Annotated in this window: 17 protein-coding genes; 6 read left to right on the top strand and 11 right to left on the bottom strand. The window is 49.2% G+C overall.

Annotated elements, in window-relative coordinates; genetic code table 11:
* Positions 1–188 precede the first annotated feature (188 nt).
* The gene (purU, locus tag HUF18_RS17290) at positions 189–1,040 is read right to left on the bottom strand and encodes a formyltetrahydrofolate deformylase (protein ID WP_145466381.1); all 852 of its coding nucleotides are present in this window, start codon (positions 1,038–1,040) and stop codon (positions 189–191) included.
* Between the two features lie 120 nt (positions 1,041–1,160).
* On the opposite strand from purU, the gene HUF18_RS17285 reads away from it, so the two are divergent.
* Complete coding sequence (locus HUF18_RS17285; protein ID WP_225693085.1) at positions 1,161–1,937, top strand: hypothetical protein; 777 nt, start codon at positions 1,161–1,163, stop codon at positions 1,935–1,937.
* 7 nt (positions 1,938–1,944) lie between these two features.
* On the opposite strand, the gene HUF18_RS17280 is transcribed toward HUF18_RS17285, so the two are convergent.
* Together HUF18_RS17280 and HUF18_RS17275 are read right to left on the bottom strand one after the other, a co-directional pair.
* Positions 1,945–2,610 (bottom strand): hypothetical protein, encoded by a 666-nt coding sequence (locus tag HUF18_RS17280; RefSeq protein WP_225693084.1) that lies wholly within the window; start codon positions 2,608–2,610, stop codon positions 1,945–1,947.
* Between the two features lie 16 nt (positions 2,611–2,626).
* Positions 2,627–3,928, bottom strand: coding sequence for an ammonium transporter (locus HUF18_RS17275; protein ID WP_225693083.1), 1,302 nt, complete (start codon positions 3,926–3,928; stop codon positions 2,627–2,629).
* Between the two features lie 264 nt (positions 3,929–4,192).
* Here HUF18_RS17275 and HUF18_RS17270 point away from each other — a divergent pair, with 264 nt between their 5' ends.
* From HUF18_RS17270 to HUF18_RS17255, 4 genes are all read left to right on the top strand, one after another.
* Positions 4,193–4,807: a CBS domain-containing protein gene (locus tag HUF18_RS17270; protein ID WP_145466385.1), complete on the top strand. Its 615-nt coding sequence runs from the start codon at positions 4,193–4,195 to the stop codon at positions 4,805–4,807.
* A gap of 26 nt (positions 4,808–4,833) precedes the next feature.
* Positions 4,834–6,198: a nucleotide 5'-monophosphate nucleosidase PpnN gene (ppnN, locus tag HUF18_RS17265; protein ID WP_225693082.1), complete on the top strand. Its 1,365-nt coding sequence runs from the start codon at positions 4,834–4,836 to the stop codon at positions 6,196–6,198.
* Positions 6,199–6,303: 105 nt separating this feature from the next.
* A complete protein-coding gene (locus HUF18_RS17260) occupies positions 6,304–7,968 on the top strand; it encodes a hypothetical protein (protein WP_225693081.1) in 1,665 nt (554 codons plus the stop codon).
* A gap of 120 nt (positions 7,969–8,088) precedes the next feature.
* Complete coding sequence (locus HUF18_RS17255) at positions 8,089–9,825, top strand: PhoX family protein (protein ID WP_225693080.1); 1,737 nt, start codon at positions 8,089–8,091, stop codon at positions 9,823–9,825.
* A gap of 90 nt (positions 9,826–9,915) precedes the next feature.
* On the opposite strand, the gene HUF18_RS17250 is transcribed toward HUF18_RS17255, so the two are convergent.
* The 8 genes from HUF18_RS17250 to HUF18_RS17215 all read right to left on the bottom strand — a co-directional run bounded on the left by HUF18_RS17250 (position 9,916) and on the right by HUF18_RS17215 (position 18,285).
* Positions 9,916–10,590, bottom strand: coding sequence for an OmpA/MotB family protein (locus HUF18_RS17250; protein ID WP_225693079.1), 675 nt, complete (start codon positions 10,588–10,590; stop codon positions 9,916–9,918).
* Between the two features lie 23 nt (positions 10,591–10,613).
* Positions 10,614–11,414 (bottom strand): motility protein A, encoded by an 801-nt coding sequence (locus HUF18_RS17245; protein ID WP_225693078.1) that lies wholly within the window; start codon positions 11,412–11,414, stop codon positions 10,614–10,616.
* A complete protein-coding gene (locus tag HUF18_RS17240; protein WP_225693077.1) occupies positions 11,415–13,322 on the bottom strand; it encodes a FliG C-terminal domain-containing protein in 1,908 nt (635 codons plus the stop codon).
* 9 nt (positions 13,323–13,331) lie between these two features.
* Positions 13,332–14,033 carry a tetratricopeptide repeat protein gene (locus tag HUF18_RS17235; RefSeq protein WP_225693076.1) on the bottom strand — a complete coding sequence of 234 codons (702 nt, stop codon included), beginning with the start codon at positions 14,031–14,033 and terminating at the stop codon, positions 13,332–13,334.
* On the bottom strand, positions 14,033–15,103 hold the full coding sequence (locus tag HUF18_RS17230; RefSeq protein ID WP_225693075.1) for a hypothetical protein: 1,071 nt from the start codon (positions 15,101–15,103) through the stop codon (positions 14,033–14,035). Before HUF18_RS17230 ends, HUF18_RS17235 begins: the two co-directional genes overlap by 1 nt.
* A gap of 406 nt (positions 15,104–15,509) precedes the next feature.
* Positions 15,510–15,833, bottom strand: a complete 324-nt coding sequence (locus HUF18_RS17225; protein ID WP_225693074.1) for a 4a-hydroxytetrahydrobiopterin dehydratase — start codon at positions 15,831–15,833, stop codon at positions 15,510–15,512.
* A 151-nt stretch (positions 15,834–15,984) separates the two neighbouring features.
* Positions 15,985–17,493, bottom strand: coding sequence for a fumarate hydratase (locus HUF18_RS17220; RefSeq protein WP_145466391.1), 1,509 nt, complete (start codon positions 17,491–17,493; stop codon positions 15,985–15,987).
* Positions 17,494–17,583: 90 nt separating this feature from the next.
* The gene (locus HUF18_RS17215; RefSeq protein ID WP_186435766.1) at positions 17,584–18,285 is read right to left on the bottom strand and encodes a DUF2846 domain-containing protein; all 702 of its coding nucleotides are present in this window, start codon (positions 18,283–18,285) and stop codon (positions 17,584–17,586) included.
* 193 nt (positions 18,286–18,478) lie between these two features.
* Here HUF18_RS17215 and HUF18_RS17210 point away from each other — a divergent pair, with 193 nt between their 5' ends.
* Positions 18,479–18,970 carry a hypothetical protein gene (locus HUF18_RS17210; protein WP_145466393.1) on the top strand — a complete coding sequence of 164 codons (492 nt, stop codon included), beginning with the start codon at positions 18,479–18,481 and terminating at the stop codon, positions 18,968–18,970.
* Positions 18,971–18,980: the final 10 nt, after the last annotated feature.

The raw sequence follows: 18,980 nt of genomic DNA, 5'->3' as shown, positions 1-18,980 counted from the left end.
GAGATACCGCGAGGTATCTCCCTTTTTTTGAGCCGGTAATTCAGCGGGGTTGCAGAAGGGACATTTTTGTCCCGATTCGGGCCGCAAGGCCCGCTTATACCATGCTGAAAAATTCCAGCCTCTGAAGTTCCATCGCGGCAAAAATGCTGCTCCTACCAACCTCTCCCGCCTCCCGTTAAGCGTCCTGCTTAAAAAACAATGGTTTTATTGCCGTGTAGAAGCACCCTGTCTTCCAGATGGCTGCGCACACCGCGCGCCAGCACCATCTTCTCAACGTCTTTACCCAGACGCACCATATCTTCCACGGTATCGTTATGGCTGATGCGGATCACGTCCTGATCGATAATAGGGCCGGCATCCAGCTCAGAGGTTACATAGTGACAGGTCGCACCAATCAGTTTCACCCCACGCTCTGCCGCCTGATGGTACGGTTTGGCACCAACAAAAGATGGCAGGAAGCTGTGGTGAATATTGATTACCTGGCCGTGGTAACGCTCACAGAGTTCCGGCGGAATAATCTGCATATAGCGCGCAAGCACAATGGTATCGGCTTTGTGTTCTTCGACAATGGCGTTAACGCGGGCAAAGTGCTCAGCCTTATTCGCCGGATCAACCGGCACATGGAAGAACGGAATCCCGTGCCACTCAACCAGCGAACGCAGGGTATCGTGGTTGGAAATAACGCAGGGGATATCACAGACCAGTTCTTTGCTGTGCCAGCGATGCAGCAGATCCACCAGACAGTGGCTTTCTTTGCTCGCCATCAGGATCACTTTCTTCGGCACGCCCGAGTCGTTCACCTGCCAGTCCATATCGAACTCTTCGGCAATCGGCGCAAACTCTGCTTTCAGCGTTGCCAGATCAAAGGGCAGTGAATCCGCACGAATGCAGTGACGCATAAAAAAGCGCCCGGTAACCGGGTCAGAATAATGGTTTGCCTCAACAATCCAGCCACCATGTCCGGAAAAGAACTGGCCAACTTTCGCTACAATGCCCACCCGGTCCGGGCAGGAAATCGTTAATCGGTATACTCGTTCCATAGAAATCCACTACTGGCTCATACAGCTGCTACTCTGGCCCGAAAGGCTATTGCACCTGCGCGGGGGAAGTGATCAACTGAAGCCAACTAAAAAACAATAATAAGTATCGGAGAGACGCCTATGTTACTCCTTAGATCCCTGATTCTCACCCTGTTTGTCGGCTTTTCAGCCCAGGCGAGCAGCAATTCTCTGGAACAGAATGTTTTCGACCTCAGTGTCGGGGTCAAAACACTGTTGCTGCGTTACTACCACCTGCAGGCCGATGAAGGTAATCAGCAACTTCTGAACGAGCTGAACCGTTATCTGCTTGTCGTCGGCGAGCAACAGCAGAACGTCAGTAATGAGTTACGCAACCTCAAGCTCAATAATGACAACAACCCTCAGCAGAGCGTCGACAGCCACTGGCAAAAGTTCCGCTCACTGATGCAGCAGAACATTCATGAAATTGAAGTGAATGACTTTCCTGAACTTCAGGTCGTGGCCATGATGCGTGATGCATCCAGTGCCATGATCAGCGAGCTGGAAAAAATCGGCGATGAATTACGCCAGAATGGCGAGTTCTCCGTTTCCGCTATAGAAGACTGGACCCGCAGCCAGAAGCGGCTGCTGCTGGGTATTACGGAACGCTATCTGGAACGTGCTGCATCCTCAATGGGTGCCCCCCTCAGCAATGGTCAGGATATCAACCAGCTCTGCCAGGAATTCTCTGCCGGGCTTAACAGTCTGAACAGTGCCGATCTGAATGCCTCAGCCCTCGCCTCACTGCAGCGCATACGCAGCCAATGGTTGTTTATAGAAAAATCCGCCACAAATGTCGAAGCCAAACTGGTCCCCTTTCTGGTAATGCGTTACACCAGCACCATGGTTGACCAGCTGAGCCGCATTGCCGCCAGCTAACTCTGGTTTATTTTTCCAGAAGCTGGCGCGGGTCTGTGGCAGCATTCCGGTTAACCTCTGCTGCCGACCGTATACTCAGGCTTAAAATCCGGTCGGCATCCACCGGTCCCAGACATTCACAAACGCCGATATAAATAAAATTCAGCAAGCGTTTTAAATCAACAAGAGCTGAATCACCAAGCACCAGAGGATGTTTGTCATCCCCCCACAGATTAAATGAGTAAGCCAGTTCCTGCGAAATACTGTGACGCAAGGATTGCTCCATTGCATAGCGCTTAACAACCCTTGCCGTATCCGAGCGTAGCTGACCGAACAATGTCGTCAGTACCACCTCATAAACATCCGTCCAATCCTGCGCCGGAAACAACTCCATTTCATCCAGACTGCCACTGCGCTGCTGAGCAGACTGATATTTCAGCATTTCTTCCATAGGATCTGGCTTTAACCGGGCCCCGTCATCCATCAGAATACCGATTAATTGCCGGTATAACTGAGAACGGTTATTTGCGACTTCCGGGATATCTTTACAGTCAGACAGAAAACCATTCAATTCAAACTGTGATTTCTGCGCATAATGATTCTGCCAGCGCCACATAGCACGCCATAAACCATCTCCTTGCAGGGTTTCCTGCAGAACCGTAAATACCGCCCGTCTTTTTGCTTCGATCGTCATTGTCATTATCGGCTACTCATAATTCACGATGATAAGTAACGTTCTGATGAAACTCCGGATAACCCACTTCATCATGCTCGGTAAAATCAAGACCCTGTTGTTCATGCTGGGTACTAGCGCGCAAACCGATCACGCGATCAATCAGGAAAAACAGAATAAGCGATAACGGAAAGGCCCAGAAAAACGCCGAGAAAATGCCCACTAGCTGCACCGCAATCTGCGATAAATCAAACATATTATCTTTCAGGAAAAGCCCTGCAGCCAGCGTCCCCCATGCCCCGGCAAAGCCATGCACAGGAATAGCACCCACCACATCATCCAGACGACGGCGTTCAAGCCAGGCTGCCCCATAAACCGATATCGCTCCGGCAATAAGACCAGTAAGTGCAGCGAACTCAGGTGCCATTGATGCACAACCTGCCGTAATTCCGACCAAACCGGCAATGCTGCCGTTAATTGTTGAAGTTAACAGCACCGGACGTCTGGTTATACGGCTGAACAGCAAGGCTCCCGTTGCACCAGCCGCCGCGGCCAACTGAGTATTGAGTACAATCAGACCGATTTCCGGACTGGCCGCCAGCGTACTGCCACCGTTAAAACCAAACCAACCCAGCCACAGAATAAAACCACCCAAAGCGACCAGCGAAAGATTATGGCCCGGAATACTCCGCGCAGCACCGGTGGTGCGATCAAAACGTCCGGTACGTGCCCCCAGAACGATAATGCCAGCCAATGCGCACCAGGCCCCCACGGAATGAACAACGGTCGAACCGGCAAAATCGATAAAACCCAGCTTAGCCAGCCAGCCTGAACCACCGTACATACCACCCCATACCCAGCTGCCAAATACCGGATAAATAAATGCAGTAATTACACAGGTGGCGATCAGGTAGGCATCGTATTTTGTCCGTTCCGCCATAGCTCCGCTGCAGATAGTTACGGCTGTTGCGGCAAACATAATCTGGAATAACAGCACGGTATAATCCCAGGATTGGCTTTCTGCTGAAGTATTAAAAAGCGCAAAATGACTGGCACCAAAAAAGCCGGTAAAATTTTCACCAAACATCAGGCCATAACCAACCAGCCAGAAAATAAGGCTGCCAAGACACACGTCCATATAGTTTTTCATCATCACGTTAACGGCATTTTTTGCCCGTGACATGCCACTTTCCAATAAAGCAAAACCCGCCTGCATAAAGAACACGAGAGCAGCAGCCATGACTACCCACAATGTGTTGATACTCAGCTCAACCGATGTTTCTCCTGCCATAACAGGAACACTCAGAGTGCTTAATACTGTCCACATAATCCATTTCATAACATTACCTGTTAACTGCCGGGACGGAGTTTAAAAACGCTCTACTGCTTCGCACGTTCTCACCTGAATTAGTTATCAGCAAAGGCTGTGCCAGATAAAAACAGATGCGATTCGCCCCAGATCCGGAACAGGCCATCACAACAGAAGCACTCCCGGCACCACGAAAGTGCATATCCATCCTGAAGCGCACCAGCTTCAGGCTGACAGAACAACAAGCGCACTGCTATATTGCAGAGAAGGAACTTCAGGCAATGGTCAAAAGCAATGTCATTAATCGTGTTCGACATGGGCATCCGGGTTGAAACCCCTTTGCGGCCAGATAAAAACCGGATAAAAGCCACCGCAGCATCGTCTGCAGTGCAAAAGGTCAGGCCCGGAGATTCTCAGTCTCCAGCGGAGCGACAGGCTCAGCAGGTACTGGAGCATTATGCGCATCCGCAAAAAACACCGGATTCAATCGCCTTTGCAGCCGATATTATGCATACACCGGTTCTCACCCTGACACCGGACGATACCGTTCAGGATGGCTGGAATAAGCTGGCAGAGAGTGGCTATCACCACCTGCCTGTCGTTGACCAAGAAAATAAAGTTCTGGCGATCATCTCTGATCGCGATCTGATGCATGCTTTAATGCAACAAAACATCCGGCCGGGGAACAGTGAAGATATATGGGAAAATAATATCCTGAATTACGCTATTCACCCGGTAATTTGCGTGATGAAAAATGCCGACATCCGACAGACCAGTAACATTCTTTTTGAATACAACATCGGTGCCCTGCCCGTTATCGATGACAATCAAATCCTTTGCGGCATTATTACCCGCACCGATATTCTGAAACTACTCCGGCATTACGGCCCAATGGAACTCTGGGCGTAGATATCATACGGAGGTAAGGAGAAACCATGACAAAACACTATGAGCTGATTCACCCTAAAACCCATCTGCGCGTTTTATCACGTTATGAAATACAGCAATTACGGGAAGTCGGAAGTGAAATTCATGAACTGGTACGGCGTTGCTGCTATGCCGTACTCAGCGCTGGCAGTCAGTCAGATAACTATCTCGAACTAAAGGAAGAATTCCGCAACTTTAATATTCAGGTTCAGCAGGAAGACCGCGGTATTGTTCTCAGTCTGAAAAACCCTCCACAGAGTGCATTTGTCGATGGCGAAATTATCCGTGGTGTGCGGGAGCAATTATTCTCTGTTCTGCGTGATGTACTCTATGCACAGGAATCGATTCTTAAGGCGCATCGTTTTGATCTGAATAATGGCGACGACATTACCAATGCAGTGTTTCACTTACTGCGTAACGCCAACGTACTGAAACCGGATCGGTTACCGAACCTGGCGATCTGCTGGGGAGGCCATTCGATTCCGCGCAATGAATACCAATACACAAAAGATGTTGGTTATCAGCTCGGACTACGCGGCTTAGATGTCGGCACAGGCTGCGGCCCGGGTGCAATGAAAGGTCCAATGAAAGGTTGCGCTATTGGCCATGCCAAACAGCATAACCGCGATGGCCGCTATATCGGTATTACTGAACCGGGCATTATTGCGACCGAAGCCCCGAACCCGATTGTGAATGAACTGGTGATTCTGCCGGACATTGAAAAACGTCTTGAAGCTTTTATCCGTCTTGCCCATGGCATTGTAATTTTTCCGGGAGGGCCTGGTACGGCCGAAGAACTTCTGTATTTACTCGGCGTACTGTCACACCCGGACAATCAGCAAATTCCGTTTCCGATTGTGATTACCGGCCCAAGCGAAACAGAGGATTATCTGCGCGCCATTGATCGTTTTATTGGCACAGCGCTTGGAGCCACAGCCCAGCAGCGTTATCAGATTATTATCCAGGATGCAGAAGCGGTTGCGCGGGCTATGAAAGCTGGGATCGCCGAGGTTGAACAGTATCGTCAGTCCAGCAACGATGCTTATTTCTTCAACTGGGCTCTGACCATTGCCGAAGATTTTCAGCTACCGTTCGATCCGACCCATGAAGCCATGAGCAACCTGTGCCTGAGTAAATCACTGCCTGGCCATGAGCTGGCTGCTAATCTGCGCCGGGCCTTTTCCGGTATTGTTGCCGGCAATGTGAAGGAAGTGGGGATAACCCGCGTACAGGAGCATGGGCCGTATCAGATACAGGGAGATAAAAGTATTCTGGAAGGCATGGATGTGCTGTTAACCGCGATGGTAAAACATGGTCGAATGAAGATCAGCGGCGACTATACGCCTTGCTATGACATCGTAAAAACCGGTTAAAATCTGTACTATCAAAGGCCTCAGCACCACTGAGGCTTGTCACTTTTCTGCAACAGAAGCAGCTTATTATCTTGCTTTGATATTTTTACAAGCAGGTTCTTCGTAATGCCCCGCTATCTGATTGCCTTGTCTGGATTAGTTATTATATCGGCAACATCACTTTATGCCTGTTATGGCAATAATGATTCAGATAAGCAAGCTGATACAGGAAACCAAGCCGGAACAGAGAAAAGTGTATCGCTGTTACCGGCTGTCGCTTTCAGCGAACAGACCGAAGTTACAAGCGATAAAATTCTTAACAATGAGGCCAGCATCCCTTCACAGTGCTATACCGACACTGAAAGCGAACACAATCCCTGCTATACATGCCACCAGATGTATGACCGGCGAAAAGACAACCGGTTAAATAAACTGGATGATGGAGCTCTTCAGGGAGCCTATATATTTTCTGACGTAGGCGTTACCAATCATTGGAAAAACCTGTTTAAAGATCGTCAGGAATGGCTTGAAATGGTCAGTGACGAAGCCATTATCAAATACATCAACGAAAATAATTATTCAAATCTGGCCGAAAATCTTAACCGTTCAGGCTGGAAAGGATTTATTCCTGATCTCAAGGATTTTTATTTGGGATCCAGCGCTTTTGATGAGCAAGGGCTGGCTTTGGACGGTAGCTACTGGGTTGCGTTTAATTACAAACCTTTCCCAGGTACATTCTGGCCAACCAACGGATCAACCGATGATGTCATCGTCAGGCTGGCCAAAGAATTTCGCGAAAAAGAAGGCATGTTTGATAAGGATATATACTTTATCAACCTGACCATTGCCGAGTTGAATATAAAAGACATTGAAAGTGCATCAATCTGGCCTGTCGATGAGAATCGTATTGGTTTCGATATTGACCAGAACGGAATCCTGTCAACAACGGAAACCGTCGTAAAATCGGAAAACTATATCGGAGATGCACAAAACACACCTGTTGAATATCAGCAATTCCCACAGGGAACAGAGCTGATGCATTCTGTCCGCTACGTTGGCATTGCAGAAGATGACAGTATTTTCGTACCTCAGAGAATGAAAGAATTACGGTACATGAAAAAGATCTCCGTACTTCCAAGAAGTACAATAACCAGCCGTTATGATAATGAACGTAAAGAGAAACTTATCGGCCTTCTCCCCAACTTTATTAACCGTGGTGATCTCGGATTTGATAATGGACAAGGATGGTTCATTCAAGGCTTTATCGAAAACTACGATGGTGAGCTGCGTCCACAAAGCTATGAAGAAGGTATGTTCTGCATGGGTTGTCACGCAGCTATTGGCACAACAATAGACAGCACCTTCTCTTATGCCCGGAAAATTACGGGAGCAGAAGGCTGGGGCTACATCAATTTGAAAGGAATGAAAGATGCTCCATCTGTCAGCGAACCAGGTGGTGAAATTCTTAACTATCTCAAAAGAGCCGGCGGTGGCAGTGAGTTTCGCGAAAACCCTGAAATGGTTGAGCGCTGGTATACCACGGCCGGGGAAGTTGACCATGAAAAAATCAACAACAGCGACGTCTACACATTACTCGCGCCAAGCAGAAAACGCGCTCTCAAGCTGAATAAGGCTTATACCGAGATCGTACGTCATCAGAGCTTTATTTATGGTCGCGATGCAACCTGGATTCCGGCTAAAAACGTATACACAGAGGTGGACGAGAGCATTCCTCCACTGCATTCAGAAAAAAGACACTATGGCTGGGATATTCGTCTTAACTGGAATTAATTTTCAGTAAATAAAGCCAATAAAAACAAATACATAAACTGTAATAAAACGTAAATCAAAAATTAATATTTATTGATTAGTTTGCTAGTCACTAACAATCTGATTAGCAAGGATACATTCATGAATAAGAAATTACTCGCGGCAGCAATTGCTTCTGCTTTCCTGATCACCGCCTGTGGCGGCGAAGATGGTAAAGATGGTGTTGCCGGTACCAATGGCACTGACGGCACCAATGGGACCAATGGCACTGACGGCACCAACGGTACAAATGGTTCAAACGGTCAGGATCTGACTGCTGCACCAAAACTGATCCGTCTGGCAACAACGCCACTGGGCTCAGAACTGACCGGCATGTACCATACAGATAACGGTGAGTTTTTCTTCAATATCCAACACCCTTCAAGCTCATTACCTGGCGATGAAAACAAAGCGGCTGTTGGCGCCTGGGTTGGCGTTGATATTGACAACCTTGATCCTCAGATGGAATCCATTACTGTACCCGATCCGGCTTCCGCTGATGCCCAGACCACCCGCGTTGTGTCTGGCTCTTACCAGGTTCTCGGGCGCGAAGGTGACACCTTCACTGGCGCCCTGTCATTCGGCCTTGGTGCGATTGTAAATGCAGCAGGTACCGCATCCGTTAAACAATCAAATAATCCTGACTTTAACGCCTTTATCCCATCGAATGCTGACGGCAGTGAAGGCTATCTGTTTACCGCCTGGGAAGACCGTCCTGGTGCAGTTTCCCGTATGAGCCTGGCCAAACAACCTGATGGCAGCTGGTCAATCGCGGATGCTCTGAATGTAGATTTCAGCAGCGTTAAAGGCACAATGATCAACTGCTTCGGTACGGTTTCTCCTTGGGGCACACCACTGACTTCGGAAGAAAACTACGAAGCCGAAAATACTGAAAACTGGAACAACCCAGCTTACAGCACTGGTTACCCGCACTATGCCGACGTGCAAAGAATTCAGGATTACCTGGGCGGTACTTTCCCGAACCCATATGATTACGGTTACATCGTTGAGCTGACCAATCCTAAGGCTGCGGCTCCTGCACCCGTAAAGCACTTCACTCTTGGTCGTTTAGCTCATGAAAACCCAGTCATCATGCCAGACCGTAAAACGGTATATCTGACGGATGACGGCTCTAAAAAAGGCTTTTTTAAATTTGTTGCCACTACGGCAGGCGATCTGAGCGCCGGTACTCTGTACGCAGCCAAAGTGACTCAGGATGCAACCCGCGATCACACCAAAGCAGGATTTAACATCACCTGGATTGAGCTGGCTACCGCTAATAATGCCCAGATTGAAGCCTGGATTGACAGCTACGATGGTATCGACGAGACCGCTTATGTCGATGGAGCCAACAGCTACATCACCGATGCAGAAGTAACTACCTGGGCTGCTGGCGGTGCTGCAGATGATCGTGTTGCTTTCCTCGAAACACTGAAAGCGGCTGAAGCTAAAGGCGCAACCGTTGAGTTCAACAAAATGGAAGGTATTAACATCAACTACGCCGGCGCAGCCAGCGGTGCAGTACCATTCATGTACGTTGCAATGGCCGATGTCTCCGGTGCGATGGTTGATACTGCAGGCGACATTCAGATTGAAGCCAACCGTTGTGGCATTGTTTACCGCTTAGGTCTGCATGCTGATTACAACGTTTCCCGTATGGATCCTGTTGTTATTGGTGGCGCTTATGATTCTACATCAACCACGAACAAGTGTTCTGTAGATGGCATTGCGCAGCCAGACAATATTGTTGTACTGGATGATGGTCGTGTATTAATCGGTGAAGACACCAGCAACCACAAAAACAACATGCTGTGGATTTACAACCCTCAGGGTAAATAACAGGGTTTCAAATACTCTGAGTAAATAAAAATCCCCCGTTTTACGGGGGATTTTTTTATGATTAAGCTACAACCATAATGCCTGAAGTACTCAGTAACGCCGTACCTGAACGACAACGCGACGGTTAGCAGCGCGTTGCTGTTCAATTGTCTGGGCGGGATCCATTTCTTTTGGCCGGCTGTCAGCAAAGCCCGAGGCCTTCAGACGCTCCTTGGCAACGCCCTGACTCATCAGATATTTAACAACATGGGTCGCTCTGGCTGCTGACAGCTCCCAGTTGGAAGGAAACTGTTTATTAGCAATAGGAATATCGTCGGTATGCCCTTCCACTTCAATCATATGTGTTTCGTGACTGGTGTCGCGGATAATGGCAGAAACTTTTTCCAACAGAGGAACCGCACCGGCTTTTAAATCGGCAGATCCGGAGTCATACAGTGCAACATTAGCAAACTCCACTTTAACGCCACGCTGATCGAGAATCACCGACAACTGATCCTGCAGACCATTCTGTTCGATATAATCATCCAGTGCTTTTTTAATATCGGTAAAGGGCGTTGTTTGCTGACGGTCAGTCATTACCGTCGACAATCCTTCCTGCAGTGCTTCTACTTTTCCCTGATCAATATCAGATACCGACAGAATCATCACAAAGAAAGCCAACAGCAACGTAATGGCATCGGAATAAGTGATCAGCCAGGAACTGGAAGAATCATCAAAATTAGGCCGGCGACGGCGCAGGCCACGGCGCTTTACGGCCTCATCCACGGCATGCCTCCGGGTATATCAGCTCAGAGTTCTTCATCGGCAAACTGCAGACGAACTGACGGTTTAAGAAAGGCGTTCAGCCTGTCCTGAATAAACAGAGCATCACGTTTTTCCGCCAGCATCACGAAACCTTCGGTAATCAGCTGATGGCGGTAATAAAGTGCTTCCTGCTTTTCTGTAACCTGATTGGCTGCCGGTTTAAAAAATAAATTCGCCAGTACCACACCATACAGAGTGGTAATTAATGCCAGTGCCAACCCCTGCCCTAACCCGGCCATATCGCCGTTCAGGTTATCCAGCATGATAATCAGACCAATAATAGTACCGACCATACCAAACCCCGGGGCATAGGTTGCCATGGTATTCAGCACCTTGGATTCCAGCGTATGCCGCTGCCAGGTGGCATCCATGGCATCACTGAGCATAATGCGGATTTCGTGGTTTTTATAACCCGAGCCAATCAGCTCCATCGCATGACACAGATACTCATCTTTGCTTTCTTCTTTGCTCAGACTCTGCTCAAGGGCACTGATACCTCCCTGACGATACAGGTTGCTCCAGTCAACAAAGCGGCTGACCAGTGTGCGCAAATGCTTTTGCGATGTGGGAGTATGGAAAAAAGTCTGCACCATACTGCGCATGGCAATCAGAACATCACCGCTGCTGTAGCTGATCAGTGAAGCCGCTAACGTACTGCCAAGCACCAGCGCCAGACTGGAAAGGCTCATAAAAATCTGGTGATGATCGGTACTGCTGATAATGGCAAATGCAAACAGGCTGATACCAGCGCAAAAGCCAATCAGGGTGCTGAATGAAAACATCATTTATTCCTGCCCCTGTGACTGTTTAGCAATAGGCGCCAGCTCTTCCATAGAGAAACGTCCGGCTTTCAGTACATCACGCATTTTCTGCACAACCTGTTTGCGTCCGGCTTCTACCGTTTCCTGCGCAATGTCAGCTTCGGTTGTTTTCAGTTCAGCAATAACGGCTGCGCGCAATTTAGCAGGCAAGGCGGCCAGCACATGGCGTTTAAATTCAGTTGATGTATGACATAAGGCAGCGGCCAGAACACCGCGATCTATATCGCGCAGCTCATTCGCCAGTACCCGCTCCGGAGCGCGGGCCATATCAGCAAAAGTAAAATACACCTGACGCAGACGGTAATAGGTTTCCGGCTTTTCGCCTTTTAAGGTTTTCAGTAAGCGGGTTTCTTCCGCACTGTTCATATTATCCAGCATGCGGATCAGCACTGATAAACCATCGGCGCTTATGTTTTCAAAGGTCGGTACCGATAACGAAGCATGCGCCAGACGATCAGCTACGTCGCGGAAAGCGGATACCGGCAGAGTATCGAATTGTCCGAGTTCATAGGCTACAGAAGCCTGATCTTTTTCTTTCATGCGCTGAATAATATCCGCCGCCCGTTCAGCCGGAAGCTGCGACATAACCAAGGCTTTAATGCGGGTGTCCTCATCTTTAATCAGATACAGCACCTGCGAATCATTGAGTTTTTCCAGAAACGAAAACGGTGAACTGCCCGCAGAGTTATCTGCTAATCCCTGCTGCAGGCGCTGCTGGAAAGCACTGAGGGATTGCAGCAGCATCTCATTACTCCAGTCCGTGTCGCTGCGCTGTTGTTCCAGCTCCTGCCACTCGGTGCTGGTTAATGCAGGAACAAGGCTGCGCAACAAAGGCTTACCCATTACTTCAAGCATTGCCGTTGCTTCGGAATACTGTTGTCGCTGCAGTCCCTGCTGAACCAGCTGCTGAAAAAGCTGTGGCTGAGACAATCCGGATGACACCAGCGCTTGGCGGGTTTCATTGACCTGACGTTTCAGTTCAACCTGCTGATCATTTTCCTGTGCAACCACGGCACGGCTATCGCTATATCCGTTGTCGGAACTTGTGGATACAGGAGCACCTGCGGCAGGAATCATCCGGCGGCCTAATGCGCGCATTCCTAAAGCTATGACCAGTAAGACAAGCAGCAATGACGCCAGCCAGAACCAGAGCGCATATTCCTCCCACAGGCTGAGAGCAGCAGGTTTGTCGTTCTCCAGACGTTTAAATTCGGTACGGACAATATTCAGTGTATCGCCACGCAGTTCATCCAGCTGGGATTTCCGGGTAATCAGGTTACGCAGAAACTCAACCTGTTCATCATTCAGCGTACGGTCAACAACCAGAGTAATGGTCATTTTTTTGATGCTGTTGCGAAAGCCCAGTGTTTTCTCACGAATGGTCTGAATCTTGGTTTCTGCTTCCTGTTTCAGCTGATCGGCATAATTGAGTACATCGGTACGTTCACGCTCCAGCTGCTGCACTTTATTTTGCAGTGCCTGAATTTCCTGCTCGTTTTCTTTCAGCAGAGGAAGTTCGTTAACCGGCAAACCGGGCAATGCTTCCAGTTCATCCGCAGCAAAGGTTTTTACCGTACGTGGACGGATTTCGGTAATGGGTTGACGGGCAGGCGGCTTGGGCAAAGAAGTGGCAGGTGATGCCGGCTCATTGCTTTTCACCATGGTCCGGGTTTTCTGCAGTGTCGCTTCAACCTGAATAATAAAGCGGTTATCACCCAGATAAGATTTGATATCCCGTGCCAGGCGCGCTTCCATTTCATTCTTAAAGCGCGCCTCTTCCAGATCATCTTTCTTAACCGGAACTTCATAGGCCTGTTCTTCAGCAGCGACCAGCAGCGAGACGAAGCACAGTAATACAGTAAGAATTCTCATCGGCATCTCCTACTGCTTCAGCCGGTCAAGGCTGGCTTTGACCTGATCAAGACTGGGGTCAAGCTTAAGCGCCTGCTCCCAGCTGGAGCGGGCTTCCGGCAACAGGCCCATCTTGTAATAAATACTGCCTTTTAATGCATGCGCCTGAGCTGAATCCGGTAAGTTATCGAGTGCTGAATTAGTTTCATCCAGTGCTTGCCAGTACTGCTTTTTATAAAACAGAGATTGGGCATTAAGGATGTGCTTGGTGGTATTTTCTACCTGCTGGTTTTTAGTTTTTTCCTGTTGCTCTGCATTATCATTCAGTTTCTCATGAATTTTTTCAGCTTCATTGTCATCCGGATAATCGGTTGCATCCTCATCCATCTCAGATACTGCTTCGTCTTCTGATGCAACAGCCTTACCCGGAAGATCCATAATAAACTTCACATCGCTGTCACCGGCATCCAGTGTCAGAAGTACATCATAACCATCACCATAACGGTGAATATGCATCAGGCCATGCTGTTTTTTGGCTTGCTCAGCGATTTCAGATTTTTTCTGAGCATCTTCTTCTACAACCTCCGTTTCAGATACCCAGCCGGAATTACCGTATCCTTTAACGACTTCATTGGTACGCTGATAGCTGCAGGCCGCCAGCAATAACAGAGTTGCCAGAGTCAGTATTCTGAACAGTGGGTTTATGTATCCTGTTGCTTTAAATGCCGCCATCAGAATCTTACCCCCAGCGTCAAGTCATAGCTTGAACCACCGAATTTTCCGACTTCTTCATAGCCCACCTTTTTATCCCAGCGGGCATCGCTCTCCGGTAAGTAAGTAACGCCGAAGTCCATAAAACCGTCACTGAAAAACGGGAACTCAAAACCAAAGCGGAAAACCAGTGAATTAGCATCGTTAAAGAATGCCTGCCCAATCCCCAGATACACCTTGGTATCAATTAACTTATCCATACTCGGAATATCGGCAATAATCCGTCCTTCGAGGTTAATACCCGATACATCAAATAAATCGGTATTGGAGAAGTTACGGAAGTATTCAATCGCCAGCGTGTACTCAAGACTGTCATCAATACTGGTGGTTTCACGGCGACGCAGGCCAAACACGGTAACGCCGTTAACTTCTTCTGCGCTGTTGGTCGTCTGATTTTCACGGCTGCCATCAATTCCCCAGGCGCCTACCGTCAATTCATAATTTACAGAATCAAAGCCTTTTTCTTCCTGCTCCCGTGTGGTTTTCTTCGAGTACTCTTTCAGCCACAGAAGCTGATTATTACGTCCATCAACCATACGCAGATTAATCGTAAACTTTTCATCGTGAACCGATGCATTCCAGAAGATAAAGGCATCTGCCCGAACTTTTTTAGCCAGAGCACGAAGTGCCTGATTGGATTCTGCTGCGTGAGAGATTTCCAGCTTATCTGCACGCATAGCCACCTGTGTGGTGCGGCATTCGATGCACTGAATGACTTCAAAACGACCGCTTTCCATCACACGGTGCATTAACTTGTTTTCAATCATCAGATGCACCTGTTTGGGAATCTGACGATGCAGGCGATCGCCATTGTGATAGAGAGCAACGCGGCGGATATTGCTGTCCAGATCGATCAGCTCTTCCATCACCAGTGTTTTATCGTCATCCAGCAACTGCTCAAAGCCGGTATATAAAGAGGGGGCCTGAGTATTTAATGAATCTTCGTTTTTATTGTCCGCACAGGCCAAAGAAGCGAACAATAGTGTGCTGACTGCAATCAGCAATGATCGGAACGGAGTCGGGAATTTCATTCAATTTCCTTGCGTCAGGAATCCTGATTTTTCTTCCCCCAGCTTAGTTCATATTTCAGGAACTGAAGTTGTAAGCAATGCTTATGCACTTTTAATTAACTATTGTTAAGCGAAATGCCCGTCGTTTGTCCAGTTAATGCGCCAAATTTTTTACGGTAAAGACGGAAGATGAAATAAGAAATTCAGTTGTTGCTAAGCATTAGCGGGTCAAAGCTAAAAACATTTGCGCCAACTGACTTTTTTACGGCACGGATTAAAGAAAAATACGGCGAAAAACCAGCAGATCGTTTTTGTTCGTACAGATATAAGAAAAAATTGAAGAGCAGCGCTTTTGTCTGCTTATCCATGTTTTTGAACAACGGTTTCCAGCCATACTGCATAACCCGACGGCCGGGTTATGCGGTAATCAGACCGGACTGCGACGCAGTGCTTCGGCTACTTCGCGGTCGGTCTGTGCAGCCAGGCGCAGGTCACGGGCTGAAATTCCCTGCACATCGTGGCTCCACCACAACACCTCCAGCTTCCCCCAACTTAACGTCAGCTGTGGATGGTGATTCTGCTGTTCAGCATGTACGGCAATACTGTTAGCCAGGTGCAGAGCCGCGCTGAAATTGTTCAGCGTTATACTGCGCTGCAATGCCGGAACACCTGCAACCATAACAGGCGTCCAGTGCGGATGCTCTGCCAGCCAGCTTTGCAGTCGCGCGTCATCAATGCGGTCATCGCTCATCATCTGTCTCCTTAGGCGGAACATTCACATTAGCGGGAAAATCCAGCTTTGCAGAGTCTTTTCTGCGCCAACATCATTCATACGATGGCTTTACGACAGGCACAAAAAAAAGGAGCCGGAGCTCCTTTTTTATTTATCGCTGCTTAACGCATCAGACTTCGGTTGCGTTAATCTTGGCGTACCAGGTTTGCGGGCCGGTCTTATGTACCGACTCACCTTTGGTATCCACAGCTACGGTTACCGGCATATCTTCGACTTCAAATTCGTAGATAGCTTCCATGCCCAGATCATCAAAGCCAACAACCTTAGCGCCTTTGATCGCCTGAGATACCAGATAAGCAGCACCACCAACGGCCATCAGATACACGGCTTCGTTATCTTTAATGGCTTCAATAGCGATGTCGCCACGCTCAGATTTACCGATCATGCCCAGCAGGCCGGTTTTTTCCAGCACGGTACGGGTGAACTTATCCATACGGGTCGCAGTAGTCGGGCCAGCCGGACCAACCACTTCTTCGCGTACCGGATCAACCGGGCCCACGTAGTAAATAAAGCGGCCTTTCAGATCAACCGGCAGCTCTTCACCTTTAGCTATCATATCGACCATACGCTTATGCGCCGCATCACGGCCGGTCAGCATCTTGCCGGACAGCAATACGGTTTCACCGGTTTTCCAGTCTTTTACGTCTTCCGGAGTGATGGTGTCCAGATTCACACGGCGTACAGAGTCACCCACTTCCCAGGTGATCTGTGGCCAGTCTTCCACTTTCGGCGCTTTGAGAACTGCCGGGCCGGAACCATCCAGCACAAAGTGAGTGTGACGGGTTGCCGCACAGTTAGGAATAATCGCCACCGGCTTGTTCGCCGCGTGAGTCGGATAATCGGCCACTTTGATGTCCAGTACGGTGGTCAGACCACCCAGACCCTGCGCACCAATGCCCAGTTTGTTCACTTTTTCGAACAGTTCCAGACGCAGTTCTTCCGCGCGGTTCTGTGCGCCACGGGCCTGCAGTTCCTGAATGTTGATTGGCTCCAGCAGCGCTTCTTTGGCCAGCATCATGGCTTTTTCAGCGGTACCACCGATACCAATACCCAGCATACCCGGCGGACACCAGCCAGCACCCATTTTAGGTACCTGTTCCAGTACCCAATCAACGATGGAGTCAGACGGGTTCAGCATGGCGAACTTGGATTTGGCTTCAGAGCCACCGCCCTTCGCAGCCACATGCACGTCCACGGTGTTACCCGGAACCAGTTTCATATGGATGATGGCCGGCGTGTTGTCTTTGGTGTTGGCACGTTTGCCGTCCGGATCCGCCAGCACAGAGGCGCGCAGCACGTTGTCAGGATGGGTGTAAGCACGGCGTACGCCTTCGTTACACATATCTTCAACGCTCATATCGCCTTCGAATTTCACGTCCATACCAATGGTCAGGAATACGGTAACAATACCGGTGTCCTGACAGATCGGACGGTGGCCCATGGCACACATACGGGAGTTGATCAGAATCTGCGCCATGGCGTCTTTCGCAGCCTTGGACTCTTCGCGCTCATAGGCCGCATGCACGGCATCAATGAAGTCTTTCGGGTGATAGTACGAAATGTACTGCAGTGCATCAGCGACGCTCTGGATCAGGTCTTCTTGCTTGATCACAGTCATGACGGGTTCTCTCTCATAGGCTCGCGGGTGTAAAAACGCCCACGTCGGTGGGCGTTACAGTCGGCCTATTGTACCCCAACTACTGCCGGTCTAGAACGGCCACCATTCCTCGGCTTTAGTTCTAGGCTTGGCTTTGGCGCCGGATTCATCGACGGCACCGTCATCATCAGCGGAAGAACCATCGAAAACCTTATCGGCCATTTCTTCTTCTGCTACCGGACGTGGCTTCAGACGATCACGACCATGGTGAATCATTTTGGTTACCGGCAACTCTGACAGGGCAATACTTGGCGCCACCAGCTGTAAAGGGCCATCCCCGAGAGGGATATCTTCCAGATCCGGCTTCAGCGCTGGCGGGTCAATTTCGGAATAGCGCAGGTAATACACTTTGCCTGGCTTAACATCGAGCCTGAGCTGCGCCACGCGTTTGATAACAAACTCACCAACCCCTTCCAAGCCCAACAGGCCACGGCGAATAATAATATCGTACTCACCTGGCTCCATTTCATACCAGGTGTAACCGCCGCCCTTGATATTGAACAGACGCTCACCGTCAACATTGAAACTTGGGGTTTCCAGTTCATCCATCGACCATTGGGTCGCCGGGCGGTAAACATAGATCAGGGCCGTATTTTCGTAATCCCAACGGTAACCAACGGCTTTAAAATTCTGGCCATCCGGTTCGGAGACATACGAGCCGAAGCTGTCGCCGACGGATTGATGGATGGTGCATCCGCCCAGCAGCAATGAAAGCAGCACAGAAGAAAGACCAAGTGACACGATTCTTATCATTATTATTTTCCTGCCCGTGTTGGGTAAAAGCAGTACCTGACGACATACGGCGCCCACTCTGTAATGCTGTCTGCCGGAGCCTCGTGCCCGACAAAATTTACACCACAAAACCGGCTGGCCAGTGTACATAAAAAACTCAGCTTGCTATGATGACATAATTACAAAAAATAACAAAAACAAAAGGGGTCAACTCATGGAAAGATCCTGTTACATCACCGCCTGTATTCTGCTGACACTGACTGCTGCCCACACACAGGCTGCACCAGTGAATGAATCCTATTATTCCACGGACCTGGAAGATGCGGTCGCAGATGCCAAACGCAATCCGGTTAACAGCGAGTATGTTGGCCGCTCCTGGTATAACCGCACCACATCAAAAAGCTTCCCTCTGCCTAAATTACTCAACACCGAAATGGATGCTGAAGTGGTTGAAGGTGCGATGGGTCCGACCGCTGCTGGTGAAGCGGCCGCGCTGGAAGCTCAGCAACCTGTGCGCGATATCGCTCAGGGACGCAAAAGTAAGCAGGAAACCCTGGCCGAAGCCAAGAAAAAGCAGGACAAGCCTGACGATGAGACCGTCGTTGAACGCTCTCAGGAAATCTACGTACGCGAAGCCCGCTCAGAAAACAGCCGTGTCACAGACATCCGCGCAACCGTGACCATCAAGGCCAGTTATAAGCCCTGAGCGTAACGGA

The organism is Thalassolituus sp. ST750PaO-4 (assembly GCF_020320405.1).
Lineage (GTDB): Bacteria > Pseudomonadota > Gammaproteobacteria > Pseudomonadales > Oceanobacteraceae > Venatoribacter > Venatoribacter alkanivorans.
The sequence above is the reverse complement of the archived record's forward strand: the minus strand, read 5'-3'. Positions and strand labels throughout refer to the sequence as shown.